At 70.1% G+C, this 15048-nt stretch carries 12 protein-coding genes; 7 read left to right on the forward strand and 5 right to left on the reverse strand.

Going from position 1 to position 15048, the window contains the following annotated elements; translation table 11 throughout:
- Positions 1 to 153: 153 nt before the first annotated feature.
- Positions 154 to 360, forward strand: coding sequence for a hypothetical protein (locus C0481_RS11410; protein WP_293403746.1), 207 nt, complete (start codon positions 154 to 156; stop codon positions 358 to 360).
- 248 nt (positions 361 to 608) lie between these two features.
- Here C0481_RS11410 and C0481_RS11415 read toward each other — a convergent pair whose 3' ends face one another.
- The 4 genes from C0481_RS11415 to C0481_RS11430 form a co-directional block, all read right to left on the reverse strand.
- Entirely contained in the window at positions 609 to 974 is a 366-nt protein-coding gene (locus C0481_RS11415) for a YdbL family protein (protein WP_293403748.1), read from the reverse strand.
- Between the two features lie 11 nt (positions 975 to 985).
- Positions 986 to 1168: a YnbE family lipoprotein gene (locus C0481_RS11420; RefSeq protein WP_293403750.1), complete on the reverse strand. Its 183-nt coding sequence runs from the start codon at positions 1166 to 1168 to the stop codon at positions 986 to 988.
- Between the two features lie 32 nt (positions 1169 to 1200).
- Positions 1201 to 4281, reverse strand: a complete 3081-nt coding sequence (locus C0481_RS11425) for a YdbH domain-containing protein (protein WP_293403752.1) — start codon at positions 4279 to 4281, stop codon at positions 1201 to 1203.
- An 85-nt stretch (positions 4282 to 4366) separates the two neighbouring features.
- Positions 4367 to 5146: an SDR family oxidoreductase gene (locus C0481_RS11430; protein WP_293403754.1), complete on the reverse strand. Its 780-nt coding sequence runs from the start codon at positions 5144 to 5146 to the stop codon at positions 4367 to 4369.
- Between the two features lie 174 nt (positions 5147 to 5320).
- On the opposite strand from C0481_RS11430, the gene C0481_RS11435 reads away from it, so the two are divergent.
- The 4 genes from C0481_RS11435 to C0481_RS11450 all read left to right on the forward strand — a co-directional run bounded on the left by C0481_RS11435 (position 5321) and on the right by C0481_RS11450 (position 11431).
- The gene (locus C0481_RS11435; protein WP_293403756.1) at positions 5321 to 7402 is read left to right on the forward strand and encodes a 3-hydroxyacyl-CoA dehydrogenase NAD-binding domain-containing protein; all 2082 of its coding nucleotides are present in this window, start codon (positions 5321 to 5323) and stop codon (positions 7400 to 7402) included.
- A gap of 84 nt (positions 7403 to 7486) precedes the next feature.
- Positions 7487 to 8692, forward strand: a complete 1206-nt coding sequence (locus tag C0481_RS11440; RefSeq protein ID WP_293403758.1) for an acetyl-CoA C-acyltransferase — start codon at positions 7487 to 7489, stop codon at positions 8690 to 8692.
- 191 nt (positions 8693 to 8883) lie between these two features.
- Positions 8884 to 9987, forward strand: coding sequence for a collagen-binding domain-containing protein (locus tag C0481_RS11445; protein ID WP_293403760.1), 1104 nt, complete (start codon positions 8884 to 8886; stop codon positions 9985 to 9987).
- Positions 9988 to 10108: 121 nt separating this feature from the next.
- Positions 10109 to 11431: a hemolysin family protein gene (locus tag C0481_RS11450; protein WP_293403762.1), complete on the forward strand. Its 1323-nt coding sequence runs from the start codon at positions 10109 to 10111 to the stop codon at positions 11429 to 11431.
- Here the strand turns inward: C0481_RS11450 and C0481_RS11455 are convergent.
- Complete coding sequence (locus C0481_RS11455; RefSeq protein ID WP_293403764.1) at positions 11428 to 12813, reverse strand: amidase family protein; 1386 nt, start codon at positions 12811 to 12813, stop codon at positions 11428 to 11430. The genes C0481_RS11450 and C0481_RS11455 overlap by 4 nt on opposite strands.
- 173 nt (positions 12814 to 12986) lie before the next feature.
- Between C0481_RS11455 and C0481_RS11460 the strand changes: the two genes are divergently transcribed.
- Entirely contained in the window at positions 12987 to 13898 is a 912-nt protein-coding gene (locus C0481_RS11460; protein ID WP_293403766.1) for a hypothetical protein, read from the forward strand.
- Positions 13899 to 13972: 74 nt separating this feature from the next.
- Complete coding sequence (locus C0481_RS11465) at positions 13973 to 15022, forward strand: hypothetical protein (RefSeq protein WP_293403768.1); 1050 nt, start codon at positions 13973 to 13975, stop codon at positions 15020 to 15022.
- Positions 15023 to 15048 lie beyond the last annotated feature (26 nt).

Consider the following 15048-nt stretch of genomic DNA (forward strand, 5'->3'; position numbering starts at 1 on the left):
CACTGTGACAAGTGAGCCTTGTTGCACAAGGCGGCCCCTTCGCCCCCGCCCCGCCAACGGCTAGGTTCGATCGACGGCTTGTCAAAGAGACGGGCCGGCGAAATCGGTTTTCACAAGACTCAGTTCCGGCGGGAGCCGGGGGAGCAAGAGACCATGACCAAGGAACGGTTCTGGGTTGTCGGCGGGGAGTACAGCTGCCTCGCCTTCACCAAGCTGAAGAACGGCGCGCCCCAGGTGCTGGGGCCGTACGAGAGCCGCGACGAAGCCAAGCAGGCTTGGGCGAAGGTGTCCGAAGAGACCCGCAGCCGGGCCAACATGCGCTTCGCCATCGCGTCGGAACAACTCGTACTGCCGGCCTGACGTCACGGGGCCTCACGCGCCCAGTTGTCTCTCCTTGAGCCCGTCCCGTTCTTCGGGGTGGGGCGGGCTCACTTTTTTGAGTTCTTACCGCGACGCGCAGACGTCGCGGGCACGGCATCCGGGGCCTCCGCAAGGAGGGCGGATAGGGTGACGGGCGGGGAAGCTAAAATTCGGTCGCGACCCCGCCCCGATCACCACATACGAAAAGGGCGTCCCGAGGGACGCCCTTTTGCTTTGTGGACCAAGGCCTACTTCTTGACCCAGGCGCCGCCGGCGTCCTGGTAGAAATCGCCCGGACGCAGCTTGCCCTGGACCACGCTGCGGAACGCCGAGGCCCCCGCCGCGGTCGGGCTGACGCCGTTCTGGGTGGCGGCCTGCGCGTAGAGCTGGCGGCGGCCGGCGTTGATCTCGGCCACGGCGGCGCGGACGTCGGCGCTGGCCGCGCCGGAGTTGACGAAGCCGAGGAAGCCGTCGGCCTGCTCGCCGACCACGCCCTGGGCCTTGGCCGCGTCGACGGCGGCCTTGGCCGCGGCCGGATCGGCATGAGCCGCGCCGGCCAGCGACAGGGTGGCGACCACGGCGGCGACGGGCGCCATCAGATTGCGATAGGTCATGCTCTATCCCCTTAGAACAGGTTCGGGTTCTGCTTGATCAGCGCCTTGACGTCGTCGTCCAGGCGCAGCCGGACGTCGGCGTCCAGCTTGGCGTAGATCGAGATCGGCGCCACCTCGACCCGCACGGTCGGCGTGCAGGCGCTGGTGAGGGCCGCTCCGGTCAGGACCGCCACGACTGGCAAGGTTCTCATCATATGGTCGTCTCCAAATTCACGGCCAAGGTGGATTATTCCGGCTGAACGGCTTGTGAACCGCGCAACGCCTGGTACTCGCCGAAGTCCTTCAGGATCTGATCCAGGTTCAGGCTGGTGTCGAGGGTCAAGTCGACCTTGGTTCCCGAGGGCAGCGGCAGCGACCGGTTCAGGAAATCGCGCCGGATCAGGTCCATCAGGGTCAGGCGGATCTCCTGCTTCTTAGGCGGCGTGTGCTCGCCCTTCAGATGCATGAGCACGCCCAGACGCCCGTTCGGCAAACTGTTGACCTCGGCGTCGAGGGTGTCGAAGGCCAGATGCTCCATGGCCTGGTAGGCGAATTCACTGAAGGCGTTGATCTCGCCGGTCTCGGTCACCGGCGGCGCCACAGGAACCGTGGGCGCGCCTTCGACCGCCGCGCCGACCACGCCGCCGCCCTGCGCCGCCACCGGCACCAGCGCCTCGCGCAGGATCGACAGGCGGCCCGGCTCGATGGCGCGCAGACGCCCGGCGCTGACCCGCACGCCCTCGGGGCGCACCTCGAACGGCACCTTGCCGGTCAGCCGCGCCTCCAGGTCGACCCGGTCGCCGAACGGCGAGGCCTCGACCAGCTCCTTGACCTGCACGCCCTCGATGTCGAGCACGCCGCTCCACGGCTGGGTCAGGTCGAACGGCACGCGGAACGGTTCGAACGACAGCGTCCCATCGCCCATGGCCAGCCGCGCGCCGCCCACGGTGACGGCGTCCGGCTCCACGCCGAAGGCCACGTCGACGTCGGTGAGCGGCACCAGGGTGTTGACCATCTCGGCCTTGAGCACCTGTCCCGGCGCAGCGGTCAGAGGGATCAGGCTGTTGAATTCGGCGCGGCCGGCCAAGCCCGTCACCGGGCCCATCGGACTGATGAAGTCCATCCGCTCGACGCTCAGCGTCCCGTGGCTGGTCGATGTCCCAGGACCCCAATCGATCTCGCCGTCGAAGCGGGCCCGGCCGTTGGCGGGCGAGGCCACGATGGCGGCCAGGGGCGAGAGCCCGATCGGCTGCAGCCCGCCGTCTTCGAAGGTCAGCATGCCGGTGTCGAAGGCCAGGACGCCGCGCCCGTCGGCGCCGTGCCGCAGGTCGCCCGTCGCCAGCCGCCGGCCAGCCAGATCGGTCAGCGCGAAATCGGCCAGCCAGCCGCCGTTACGGGCCCGGGCCTGGCCGCTGGCCCGCACGGGGTTGAAGCGCGTCTCGGCGGCGGTGTCGTCCAAGCGCGCGGCCGAGACGCCGACCTGCCCGTTGATCGCCGCCCCGGCGCCCGAGACGTCGATGGAGGCGGCGGCCTGCGAGAGGCGCGCCTCGAGGAACGGCAGTTCGGCCGCAACGCCCTTGGCCTGGCCGCGCAGTCGCCAGGTTCCGCCCTTGAGGCTGATCAGCGGCGCGCCGGCGCTCGGGCACAGTTCGCCGCCCGCTTTCTCGAGGTCGCTGTCGCCCAGCTCGACATGACCGGCGGCCAGCGCGACGCAACGCGAGGCGACGAAGTCGATCGCGCCGCCCGCCATGCGCACCTCGCCGGCCGCGTCGATGCTGGCGGCGCTGACCGGCGCAAAGCCGCCCTTGGCCTGCAACGCCGTCGTGGCGACAATCCCATCGGCCGTCAGCCGGTAGCGCGGCACCGCCAGGGTCGCCTCCGGCAAGCCGCCGCCGCGGACCAGCACGTCGAAGCCGCCGCCGCCGTTCACGTAAATCGGCCCGCCCGAGGCCCGGTGCAGCCTAAGCTCGCCACCGCTGGCGGTGCGCACCACCGCCGGCTGGCCGAGCCCTACCGACACCCCCTCGCGCGAGACGTTGAGCGCGATCGAACTGGCGATCAGCTGGAAGTCGGCCAGGGCCCGCTTGAGCGCCGCGGTCTCGGCCGGATCGCTGGCCGCGACCGGCCCCAGGCCCGACCAGCCGCCGCGCGAGGCCAGCGCCCCGCGCAGGGCCAGGTCGACGCGCTTGCCATCATAGGCCGCCAGTCCTGCGAACTCGCCGCGGGCGTCGGTGATCCGCAGGTCGCCGCCGCTCGCCCGATCGGCCGAGACGCGGCTGCTGATCTCGCCGGAGACGACGTCGCCCGCCGCCCGCGTCCAGCGCACGTCGCCCAACGAGGCCTCGCCCTTGAGGCCGGCGAGCGTGAAGCCCGCCACCTTGCCGCCGCGCGCGCCGACCTCCAGGTCGCCGTCGCCCTCCAGCACCAGCGTCTCGATCCAGCCGCGGGTCGCACCGTCGAAGTTGGCGACCAGCCGCAGCTCTTCCAGGCTGTCTTGGCCGAAAGCGGCCCGCGCGGCCGAGGCCTCCAGCCGCGCCATCACCCTGCCCTCGCCGCGCTTGCGGACGGTGTCGGGATAGGGGGCTTGGACCGACAGCCGCACGCGGCCGTCCTGCGCCTTGAGGCCTTGCGCCTCCAAAGCCTCGACCGGCGCCAACAGCAGCACGTCCACGCGCCCGCGGGTGGTCGCCACTTTCAGGCTGGCCTCGCCCAGCCGCGCGGCCACACCTTCGCCCTTCAGGGCCACGGGCTCGAGCTGCGCGTCCATCGCCATCAGCCGCCCGTCCGCCAGCCGCGCATCGGCGCGGGCCTTCAGCAGACCGTAGTCGGTGTCGAGCCGCAGCACCCCGCGGTGAATCTCGATCCGCGGCTGCGGCCCCTGCGGCTGCGGCGGTCGGCTGGTGAATTCCTCGATCAGCGGGTCGAGCGTGCCGAGCTTCAGCTTGCCGCGCTTGAATGCGCCCTTGACCACCGGGCGGTAGAGCTTGACCGAGGTGACCCGCACGCCGGGCGCCTCGCCCGACCAGAAGCCGGTGAAGCCGTAGCGGACCTCGACCCGCTCGACCGAAACGTCGGGGTCCTTCTCAGGGCCGGCCCGCACTCGGGCGGTGAAGCCGCCGAACTCGAACTCGCGGAATTCGACGTCGGCCGGCACGCCGCGCGATTCCAGCCAGCCGACCAGCAGCTCGCGGGCGATCGCGCGGCGCGTCAGATAGACCGTGCCGCCGACCACGACGGCCAGGATCACCCCAGCGGCCAGCGCCGTATGGACCCGGCGCCATCGACGCCGGGCCGCCCGTGACGGCGGGTTAGTTTCGGACTCGGTCAAACGCGACGCCTGCAAATTCGCTTGAGCAGGTCATAACGCAAAACCGTCGAAAGCGTGGCCGTCCGTTGGAAGTTTACACCGAAGCCTAGAGGCCGCCGGTGCTCGCCAGCGCCACGCCGCCGTCGACGGCGATGGTCTCGCCGACCACGTAGTCGCCGGCGCGGCTCGCCAGGTAGATCGCCGCCGCGGCCATGTCCTCGTCGCGGCCGATGCGGCGCGAGGGGATGCGCTTGGCGATCTCGTCGCCCTGGTCGCGCGCCACGCGGTTCATCTCCGAGGCGAAGGCGCCGGGCGCGATGCCGGTGACGTTGATCGAATCCTTGATCAGCTCGGCCGCGATGCGGCGCGTCAGATAGATCAGGCCCGACTTGCTCGCATGATAGGAGTAGGTCTCCTGCGGGTTCAGGCGGATGCCGTCGATCGAGCAGATGTTGATGACCTTGGCCGGCTGGTCATGGCTGGCGGCGGCCTTCAGCGCGCCGTGCAGCGCCTGGGTCAGGAAGAACGGCGACTTCAGGTTCAGGTCGACGACCTTGTCCCAGCCGCTCTCGGGGAACTCGGCGAAGGGCGCGCCCCAGGCGGCGCCGGCATTGTTGACCAGGATGTCGAGTTTCGGCTCGAGGTCGGTCAGGCGCTTGGCCAAGGCCTGGCAGCCCTCCACCGTCGAGACGTCCTGCGGCAGCGAAATGCAGCGCTCGCCCAGCTCGGCGGCGGTCTCGTCGCAGGCCGCCGGCTTGCGCGAGGAGATGTAGACGCGAGCCGCGCCCGCATCGAGGAAGCCCTTGGCGATCATCTTGCCGATGCCGCGCGAGCCGCCGGTGACGAGGGCGACGCGACCCTCCAGCGAGAACAGTCCCTGAGCCATGCCTTGCTTCCCCTAAGGTGATGTATTTAACGCCTGATAGACCCGCGTTCGACGCTCGCAAACCCTACGGATTTTTGACTCGCGCCGGCCAAGCGGGGCCTGTAAACAACCGTTTGAATCCAAGGGCGGCCACGCCACGAGCCGTCCCTCCCCAAGCAATCGAGGATGCGCCACATGGCCGAGATCAATTCGGTGACCGACCTCACGCTCGACGGCGACGTCGCGGTGATCACGCTTAACTCCCCGCCGGTCAACGCCCTGTCGGCCAAGGTCCGCGAGGGACTGTTCGAAGGCTTCAAGGCCGCGATCGCCAACGACGCCGCCAAGTCGATCGTGCTGATCTGCGAAGGCCGCACCTTCATCGCCGGCGCCGACATCACCGAGTTCGGCGGCGCGATGGCCGGGCCCAGCCTGACCGACGTCCAGGACATGATGGAGAACTCGCCCAAGCCGGTGATCGCCGCGATCCACGGCACCGTGCTGGGCGGCGGTCTCGAAGTGGCGCTGTGCGCCCACTACCGCGTCGCCGTTCCGTCGGCCAAGTTCGGCCTGCCGGAAGTGAACCTCGGCCTGCTGCCGGGCGCCGGCGGCACCCAGCGCCTGCCGCGCGTGGTCGGCCCTGAGCGCGCCCTGGAAATGATGACCTCGGGTCGTCACGTCGGCTCCAAGGAAGCCCTGGCCGGCGGCCTGGCCGACGAGCTGGTCGAAGAAGGCAAGCTGAAGGAAGGCGCCATCGCCTTCGCCAAGAAGGTGGTCGCCGAAGGCAAGCCGCTGCGCAAGATCCGCGACCAGAACGAAAAGGTCGAGGCGGCCCGCGGCAAGCCCGAGATCTTCGCCGACTTCCGCAAGGCCAACGCCCGCAAGTTCCGCGGCTTCCTGGCCCCGGAATACAACATCCGCACCATCGAAGCGGCGGTGAACCTGCCCTTCGACGAGGGCCTCGCCGTCGAGCGCAAGCTGTTCGGCGAGCTGATGACCGGCCCGCAATCGGCGGCCCAGCGCTATTCGTTCTTCGCCGAGCGCACCGCCCAGAAGATCCCGGACGTGCCGGAAGACACCGCCCTGATCCCGATCAAGAAGGTCGGCATCATCGGCGCCGGCACCATGGGCGGCGGCATCGCGATGAACTTCGCCAACGCCGGCATCCCGGTGGTGATCGTCGAGCAGAAGCAAGAGCCGCTGGACCGCGGCCTGGCCACCATCCGCAAGAACTACGAGCGCACCGCCGCCCGCGGCGGGATCACCGCTGAGCAAGTCGAGCAGCGCGTGGGCCTGATCAGCGGCTCGCTGTCGATGGAAGACTCGTTCGCCGACGTCGATCTGGTGATCGAAGCCGTCTTCGAGCGCATGGACATCAAGAAGGACATCTTCACCAAGCTCGACGTCATCTGTAAGCCGGGCGCGATCCTGGCCACCAACACCTCGGGCCTGGACATCGACGAGATCGCCTCGGTCACCAAGCGTCCGGAAAGCGTCATCGGCCTGCACTTCTTCTCGCCGGCCAACGTGATGAAGCTGCTGGAAATCGTCCGCGCCGATCACACCTCCAACGAGGTGATCGCCACCTCGATGAAGCTGGCCAAGCAGATCGGCAAGGTCGCCGTGCTGGTCGGCGTCTGCCCCGGCTTCGTCGGCAACCGCATCCTGGGCGCGCGCCAGCGCGAGGCCCAGAAGCTGGTCATGGAAGGGGCGATGCCCTGGGACATCGACCGCGTGCTCTACGACTTCGGCTTCCCGATGGGTCCGTTCGCGATGAGCGACCTGGCCGGCCTCGACATCGGCTGGGTGAAGGAAAAGTCGAAGGGCGAAAGCATCCGCGACGTGCTCTGCGAAGCCGATCGCCGCGGCCAGAAGACCGGCGCCGGCTACTATGATTACGACGAGAACCGCGTCGCCAAGCCGAGCCCCTTCACCGAGAAGGTGATCAACGACTTCATCGTCAAGTCGGGCGCCAACCCGCGCAAGATCAGCGACGAGGAGATCCTCGAGCGCTGCATCTTCCCGATGATCAACGAGGGCGTGAAGATCCTCGAAGAGGGCAAGGCCATCCGCGCTTCGGACGTCGATGTGGTCTGGCAGAACGGCTACGGCTGGCCGGTCTATCGCGGCGGCCCGATGCACTACGGCGACCAGGTCGGTCCGGCCAAGGTGCTCGCCAAGATGAAGGAATTCCAAGCCACCATGGGCGACCAGTTCAAGCCGGCCGCGCTCCTGGAAAAGCTTGTCGCTGAAAACAAGAAGTTCGCCGACCTCTAAGGCGACCGACCACCCAAGACCGCCCCCGGCGTCCGCGCCGGGGGTGCGCAGGACTACCCTCCCAACTCGTTAGGATGCACTCCAATGCGTGAAGCCGTCATCGTCTCCACCGCCCGCACCCCGATCGGCAAGGCCTATCGCGGCGCGTTCAACAACACCTACGGCGCGACCCTCGCCGGCCATTCGATCGCCGCCGTCGTCGAGCGCGCGGGCATCGATCCGGCCGAGATCGACGACGTGGTCTTCGGCTGCGCGCTGGAGCAAGGCACCACCGGCAACAACATCGCCCGCCAGGCCGCCCTGCGCGCCGGCCTGCCGGTCACCGTCTCGGGCATGACCCTGGACCGCCAGTGCTCGTCGGGCCTGATGGCGATCGCCACCGCCGCCAAGTACATCATCAACGACGGCGCCCCGGTCGCCATCGGCGGCGGCGTTGAGTCGATCTCGCTCGTCCAGAACGACAAGATGAACCGCTTCATGGCCGGCGACCCCTGGCTCGGCCAACACGTGCCGGCGCTGGCGACCTCGATGATCGAGACCGCTGAAGTCGTCGCCGAGCGCTACGGCGTCAGCCGCGAGGCCCAGGACGAATACGCTCTGCAATCGCAGCAGCGCACCGCCCAGGCCCAGTCGGAAGGCCGCTTCACCGCCGAGATCGCGCCGATGACGACGATCATGAAGGTGCTGGTGAACAAGGAAACCGGCGAGACCGCCGACAAGGAAATCACCATCGGCATGGACGAGGGCAACCGCCCGCAGACCACCCTCGCCGACCTGCAGAAGCTGCAGCCGGTGTTCAAGGGCGGCCGCTTCGCTCCCGAGGGCAAGTTCATCACCGCCGGTAACGCCAGCCAGCTGTCGGACGGCTCGGCCGCCGTGCTGATGATGGAACGCAAGGAAGCCGAAAAGCGCGGCCTGACCCCGCTCGGCGCCTATCGCGGCATGGCCGTGGCCGGCTGCGGCCCGGAAGAAATGGGCATCGGCCCGGTCTTCGCGATCCCGAAGCTGCTGGAGCGCAATGGCCTGACCGTCGACGACATCGACCTGTGGGAGCTGAACGAAGCCTTCGCCAGCCAGGTCCTTTACTGCCGTGACAAGCTGGGCATCCCGAACGAGAAGCTCAACGTCTCGGGCGGCTCGATCTCGATCGGCCACCCCTACGGCATGACCGGCGCCCGCTGCACCGGCCACATCCTGCACGAAGGCAAGCGTCGCGGCGCCAAGTGGGGCGTCGTCACCATGTGCGTCGGCGGCGGCATGGGCGCGGCCGGCCTCTTCGAAATCTTCTAAGAGGGCGGAAAGCCACGCTTCCTAGAGGTCTTCTGGGAGGCATCAACTACCGAGAAGGGCCGTCCGCGAGGGCGGCCCTTTTTCGTGAACGCCGCGCCCGGTTTGACACAACTCGTGATGGCGCGATTGTTGCAATGCAGCATTCAGATCGACTAAGTCGCAGCGCAACATCCCAGTTCGGTACACGCCCCGTGATCACGCAGTTCCGCAAGCTCGCCCTTCCGCTCCTCGCCGCCGCGGCCGTGGCCACGCCCGCCGCCGCCGACTCCAACGTCGGCCTGCAAGTGCTGCGCGAGTACAACCTCTATGTGTTGAGCGACCTCAGCTCGACGTCCAGCGTCGAGGGCCGGACCTTCGTCGGCGGCAATCTCTCGGGCGGCTCGGACTACTACAAGTACGGCGGCAAGACCCCGCCGCCCTCGGCGACCAACGCGCCGGGCCTGACCGTGGTCGGCTCGTCGAGCGGCTCGAAGAACCTGCACAACGGTTCGGGCGCCCTGGTCGGCGGCAGCGTTTCCGGCGGCTGGAACCTGAACGGTTCGGCCCCCCAGGACATCACCATCGGCGGCTCGGCCAGCGGCATCAACGGCAGCAAGGGCAGCAACATCACCATCGGCGGCGCGGCCTCCGGCGTGAACGCCAACGGCGCGACCGTGAAGACCAACCAGGGCCTGCCGGGCCTGGCGGCCGGGCTGCAGGTCCAGGCCAGCGACTACGCCATGGGCGTGAAGGACCTCTCGGCCTATCTGGCCGGTCTGACCCCGACCGACGCGGTGACCTTCCCGCAGAACAATCTGATGAAGTTCGAGCCGACCTCGACCGGCAAGATCGCGGTGTTCAGCTTCGACAACGCCGACGTCTTCAAGACCGCGGGCCAGCTGCAGTTCCTGACCGGCGGCTTCGAGACCATCATCGTCAATGTCGGCGGCACGTCGGCCACCCTGGCGAAGAACTTCATCAACTCCTCGTCGAACCTCGGCCAGACGGTGATCTGGAACTTCCACGAGCTGGCCTACAACCCGGCCAAGCCGACTGTGAACCTGAACTTCCAGACCGCTTTCTACGGCACGGTTCTGGCCACCGGCGCCTACGCCACCAACAACAATCACCTCGAAGGCTCGGTCGTGGTCGGCAAGCTGGACCAGCGCGGCCAGGTGCACCTCAACGGCTACAACGGCGGCCTGACCATCGGCTCCGCCGTGCCCGAGCCCGCCACCTGGGCGATGATGATCATCGGCTTCGGCCTCATCGGCTCGGCCGTGCGCCGCCGGCGGCAGGTCGCCCTGGCGGCCTGATCACAAACTGACCTTGGCCCCGCCCAGGCGCCATCCCGTGGCGGGAAGATCGCGCTGAGCGCCTATTCAAGGTAGGGTGGGCCGGGGCTCCCAGAGAGCCTCGCCTGGACCCAACCCTTAAATGCTCCTCTTCGCCTCGGCCGTCGTGCTCCTCCTGTTGGTGCTGAACGGCCTCTTCGCCATGTCCGAACTGGCGGTCGTTTCTTCCCGACGAGCTAAACTGCAAGCCCGCGCCGAGCGCGGGGACAAGGGGGCCGCCGCAGCCCTCAGGCTCTCGGAAAACCCCACGCGCTTCCTCGCCGCCGTGCAGGTCGGCATCACCCTGATCGGCATCCTCTCGGGCGCCTACGGCCAGGCGACCATCGCCGCCGAGCTCGACCACATGCTCGAGACGATCCCGGCGCTGCACGACTATTCGGAGCTGATCTCCACCGCGATCGTCGTCGTGGTCATCACCTATCTGTCGCTGATCGTCGGCGAGCTGGTGCCCAAGCGCTTCGCCATGGTGTTCCCCGAGACCATCGCCTCGCTGGTGGCGCGCCCGCTGTCGTTGCTGGCCAAGCTGATGGGCCCGTTCGTCACCCTGCTGACCGCCTCCACCGTCGGCGTCCTGCGCCTGCTCGGCATCCGCGACGAGAAGGGCGAGCAGATCACCCACGAGGAGGTCGAGACCGTCCTGGCCGAAGGCACCAACGCCGGCCTGATCGAACCTGAGGAACAGGCGATGATCGGCGAGGTGCTGCGCCTTGGCGACCGTCAGGTGCGCGTGGCGATGACCCCGCGCCGCGACATCTACTGGATCTCGCTGTCCGACACCTCCGACCAGCAGCTGGCCGACATCCGCGCCTGTCCCTATTCGCGCATTGTCGTGACCGAAGGCGCCGACGTCGAAGAGCCGGTCGGCGTGATCCACAAGAAGGACGTCCTCGACGCCATTCTCGACGGCAAGAAGCCGGACATCCAGGCGTTGATGGCCACCCCGATCTATCTGGTCGAGACGACTTCGCTCCTGCGTGCGCTGGAGCTGCTCAAGCAGACCCCGCTGCACATGGCCCTGGTGGTCGACGAGTTCGGCGCCCTGGAAGGCGTCGTCACCCCGACCGACCTGCTGGAGATGATCGCCGGCGACTTCCACGAGGAGCACGACGCGGCCACGCCCGACGCCATCCTCAAGCGCGAGGACGGCAGCTTCCTGGTCGATGGCCGGGCCGAGGTCGATGACCTGGCCAAGGCGCTGGGCGCCGATTTCGCCGAAACCAGTCAGTTCCATACCGCCGCCGGCCTGGTGCTGCATGAGATCGGCCGCCTGCCCAGCGAAGGCGACGTGTTCGAGATCGCCGGCTTCCGGGTCGAAGTCATCGACATGGACGATCGCCGCATCGACAAGCTGCTGTTCACGCCGCCGGCCGACGGCCCCAGCCTCGGCGACATGCTGTCCTCTTAGCCGGGCGGCGCGCGATAGCCGTCGAAGGCCTGCTCCAGCAGGCCGGCGAACGCGATCGGCGTGCGGTCCTCAAGGTATGGGCCGATGATCTGCACGCCGATCGGCAGGCCGTCCGCGCTGACGCCCACCGGCGCGGCGGTGGCCGGCAGATGCGCCAGCGTAGCGATCCCCGGCCAGGCCAGCTGGTCGAAATAGGGGGTCGCCACGCCGTTCAGCATCAAGGTCCGGGCGCCCGGATCGCGGTCGTCGTGCGGATAGGCCAGCGAACCGTGCGCCGGCGCCAGCACCACGTCGAAGGCCTCGAACAGCCGCCCCCAGGCCCGCCGGACGACCAGCTGCGCATCCTGCAGGTTCATCCAGTCGTGCGCGCTCATCGGCTGCCCCTGGGGCGGGCCGCCCCGCGACATCGCCGTGGTCAGCAGGCCGCGATAGATTTCGTGGCCCTGGGCGAGGTCCGGCAGCAGATCGCTGCTCCGCGCGACCGCCGCCCCTGCCCGTTCCAGCTTGCCGGCCAGTTCGCCCAGCGCCGCGACGAGCGCCGCGTCTGTGGCTGCGGCCGGATGGGCGTCGAGCACCAGCACTCGGTAGTCGCCCAGCCGTCCGTGCCGCGCCGGCGGCAGGGCGAGGCGAAAGCCGACCGCCTCCTCGTCCATCGGCCCGGCCAGCACGTCGAGCGCCCGCTCCAGGTCCGCGGCCGTGCGCGCCAGCGGTCCGACCACAGCCAGCGGCACGTCGAGGCCGTCCAAGCCTGGCGGCGCGTGACCGCGCTGCGGAACGATCCCGTAGCTCGGCTTGTGCCCGTAAACGCCGCAGAAGGCGGCGGGCACGCGGATCGAGCCGCCGATATCCGTGCCCATCTCCAGCGGGACCATTCCAGCGGCCACCGCGGCGGCGGCGCCGCCGGACGACCCGCCGGCCGTGCGCTCCAGGTTCCAGGGATTGCAGGTCCGCCCATAGACCGGATTGACGCTCTGCCAGTCGGCCAGGCTGACTGGGATGTTGGTCTTGCCGAGGATCACCGCCCCGGCCGCCTTTAGCCGCGCGACCCCCAGAGAGTCCTCGGGCGCGATCCAGCCCTTGGCCGTCTCGAAGCCCCAGGTGGTCGGCAGTCCGGCGACGTTGTGGGATTCCTTGACCGTCATCGGCACGCCCAGCAGCGGGCCTCGCTCGCCGCGGGCCAGCGCCGCGTCGGCGGCGCGGGCGGCGGTCCGGGCGCGGTCGAAATCGCGAACCACCACGGCGTTGATCGGGCCGTCGCGCGCCTCGATCCGGGCGATCGCCGCCTCGCAAAGCTCCAGCGCGCTGGCCCGGCCGGCGGCCAGCGCCGCGACGAGCGTGCCGGCCGAGGCCTCCGACAGATCGGCTGCGAGGGTCTCGGACATGGCGCTGCTCCCAGTTGGTTTTCGCAAGCCTGCGCCGGACCTCCCCTCAAGTCCAGGCGCGCCCGCGGCGTCTGGACGCAGGTCGATAGCCAAGCTCGGCAACCGTTCTTCAACCATGCGCGCGTGGAGTGTGCCCCACGGGGTGGGCCTCTTTGGTTTGGGAGGGGTCCGATATGGACAAGGGATTCAAGCGCGGCCTGGCGGCCGCCGCGACGCTGCTGGTGCTGGCCGCGTGCGCCAGCACGCCTGTGTCCAAGGGCGGCGGCGGCGGGCCGGTGAGCGCCCAGGCCGACCGGCGGCTTGAAAGCCAGGCCGCAGCCTTCGAGAGCTTCATGCGCAACGCCCGCGGCATCGACGCGACGTTCGCGGGTCCGGCCGCGGTGGCCGAGGGCCTGCGCATCGGCTCGGGCTACGAGCCCAAGCAGCTCGAAGCCGGCATGGTCGCCTATGCGGCGCTCGCCGCGCTGCAGGAGCCGAAGTTCGTGGCCGGAGTGCGCAAGGCCGCCCAGGACAAATCGGGCAAGGGGCTGGCGGCCCGGCTCACCGCACGGCCCGACCTCGCCGCGACGCTGCCCGGCGCCGACGCCGGCGCCGCTCGCGCCGCGGCCGCGCTCTATCGGCAAGGCGAGGCCCTGGAAGCCAGCGGCAAGCGCGTCAAGAAGGCCTCCTACGACGTCCAGCGCCAGGCCTGGGCCAAGGTGTTCGTGCCCGACGCCAAGGCGCGGCTGACCCGGGTCAAGCAGATCTCCAGCGCCGGCTACCGGCCGGCCGGCGGCGACCAGGCCCAGCTCTATTCGACCCTCGCCCAAGGCGGCAAACGCGGCGGACCGCCCAGTCCGATGGTCTCGCGCGGGCTCGCGGTCGCGGCGCTGACCGTGCTGGGCGAGAGCGGCCGCGCCGGGGCGCTGATGAGCGAGCCGCGCAGCGGCATGTGCGTACGGGTCGCCAAGCTCAACCTCTACCAATGCCTGGCGGCCGCCGGCCCCTACTACGAGGACATCTACTGCCTGGCCCAACACGGCATGCTGGAGCCGGCGGGTTGCGCGACCGACTCCGTGCGGCCGATCCGCACGGCGCAACGCTGAGCGAATTCCCGCCCCACATCTGTCGAAGTCCGAGCTAAATTGGCGCGCGCGCCGCGGAGGCGCGGGAGAGCCAGATGTCCGAGCGCGACCAGAACGACAACCCGTTCATCCGATCCAGCCCCTGGGGCCGGGCGAAGGGCGCGGCGCCGTTCGGCTATGCGCTGCCCCCCGGCCAGCCTGGCGACCAAGCCGCCGGCGAGGTGGCTCCGCCGCCGCGTGCGCCCGCGCCGCAGCCCGCCCCGCGCCCGGCGGTTCAGGCCCCGACGGCCCGGCCGAGCGTCGTTCCGCAGGGCGGCATCCTGGCCGGCGGTTCGCTGGTCCCCCGCGCCCCGGCGCAACCGGCGGCCGGCCAGCAGCCGGTCCAGGGTCCCCGCCCCGCCTTCACGACGCCGATCGGCCAGCCGCCGGGCCGAACGCCGGCCGCTCAGGGCCCGCTGGTTCGCGGCCCGGTCGTGCAAGGCCCCCTCGCCGCAGGCTCCAGCACCGCCCGTCCTCCGCAGTCGGCCCCGCGGCCTGCCCCTGCCCCTGCCCCTGCCCCTGCCCCTGCCGCCGCAGCGCCGCGTCCGGCGCCCGCCCTGGAACCCGAACCCGATCTCATCCTGGCCGCGCCGCGCGCCACGGCGGCGCCCAAGCGCTCGCCCCTGCCGCTGATCGTCGGCGGCGCCGTGGCCGTGGCCGCCGCGGGCGCCGTCGCCTTCATGCTGATGCGCGAAGACGAGCCGGCGGCCCCTGCCGCCCCGGCTGTGATCGAGACCGCGCCCGCCGCGAGCGCCGAACCCGCCGCCCCGGCGCCTGACGTCGCCGCCCCGCCCGCAGCGAGCGAACCGGTCGCCAGCCCGCCGGCCGCCGAGTCGCCGCCTCCGAAGGCCGCCGCGACCGCCGCGCCGACGCCCGCCGCCAAAGCGCCGGCGCCAAAGGTCGCCCCGCCCAAGGCCGCTGCGCCGAAGCCGGCGACGGCCGAAGCGCCCGCCCCAGTGCTCAACGTGCCGGCTCCTGCGCCCGCGCCGCCGCCGCTGGTCCTGACCCCGCTGTCGCCGGCCCCGGCCGAGCCGCCGATCACCCCGCGCCCCTCGGCGCCGTTGCCGACCGATCCCGACGCGCCGATGACGCTGAACCGCAACTGACGGCGCTTCCGCCCCGCCGGCATCCA

This window comes from Phenylobacterium sp. (assembly GCF_013822795.1).
GTDB lineage: Bacteria > Pseudomonadota > Alphaproteobacteria > Caulobacterales > Caulobacteraceae > Phenylobacterium.

Coding starts and splice junctions, on each gene's coding strand:
- C0481_RS11465 (WP_293403768.1), top strand. CDS start 13,973: ATGTCCGAGCGCGACCAGAACGACAACCCGTTCATCCGATCCAGCCCC.
- C0481_RS11420 (WP_293403750.1), bottom strand. CDS start 1,168: ATGATGAGAACCTTGCCAGTCGTGGCGGTCCTGACCGGAGCGGCCCTC.
- C0481_RS11460 (WP_293403766.1), top strand. CDS start 12,987: ATGGACAAGGGATTCAAGCGCGGCCTGGCGGCCGCCGCGACGCTGCTG.
- C0481_RS11410 (WP_293403746.1), top strand. CDS start 154: ATGACCAAGGAACGGTTCTGGGTTGTCGGCGGGGAGTACAGCTGCCTC.
- C0481_RS11430 (WP_293403754.1), bottom strand. CDS start 5,146: ATGGCTCAGGGACTGTTCTCGCTGGAGGGTCGCGTCGCCCTCGTCACC.
- C0481_RS11415 (WP_293403748.1), bottom strand. CDS start 974: ATGACCTATCGCAATCTGATGGCGCCCGTCGCCGCCGTGGTCGCCACC.
- C0481_RS11455 (WP_293403764.1), bottom strand. CDS start 12,813: ATGTCCGAGACCCTCGCAGCCGATCTGTCGGAGGCCTCGGCCGGCACG.
- C0481_RS11440 (WP_293403758.1), top strand. CDS start 7,487: ATGCGTGAAGCCGTCATCGTCTCCACCGCCCGCACCCCGATCGGCAAG.
- C0481_RS11450 (WP_293403762.1), top strand. CDS start 10,109: ATGCTCCTCTTCGCCTCGGCCGTCGTGCTCCTCCTGTTGGTGCTGAAC.
- C0481_RS11435 (WP_293403756.1), top strand. CDS start 5,321: ATGGCCGAGATCAATTCGGTGACCGACCTCACGCTCGACGGCGACGTC.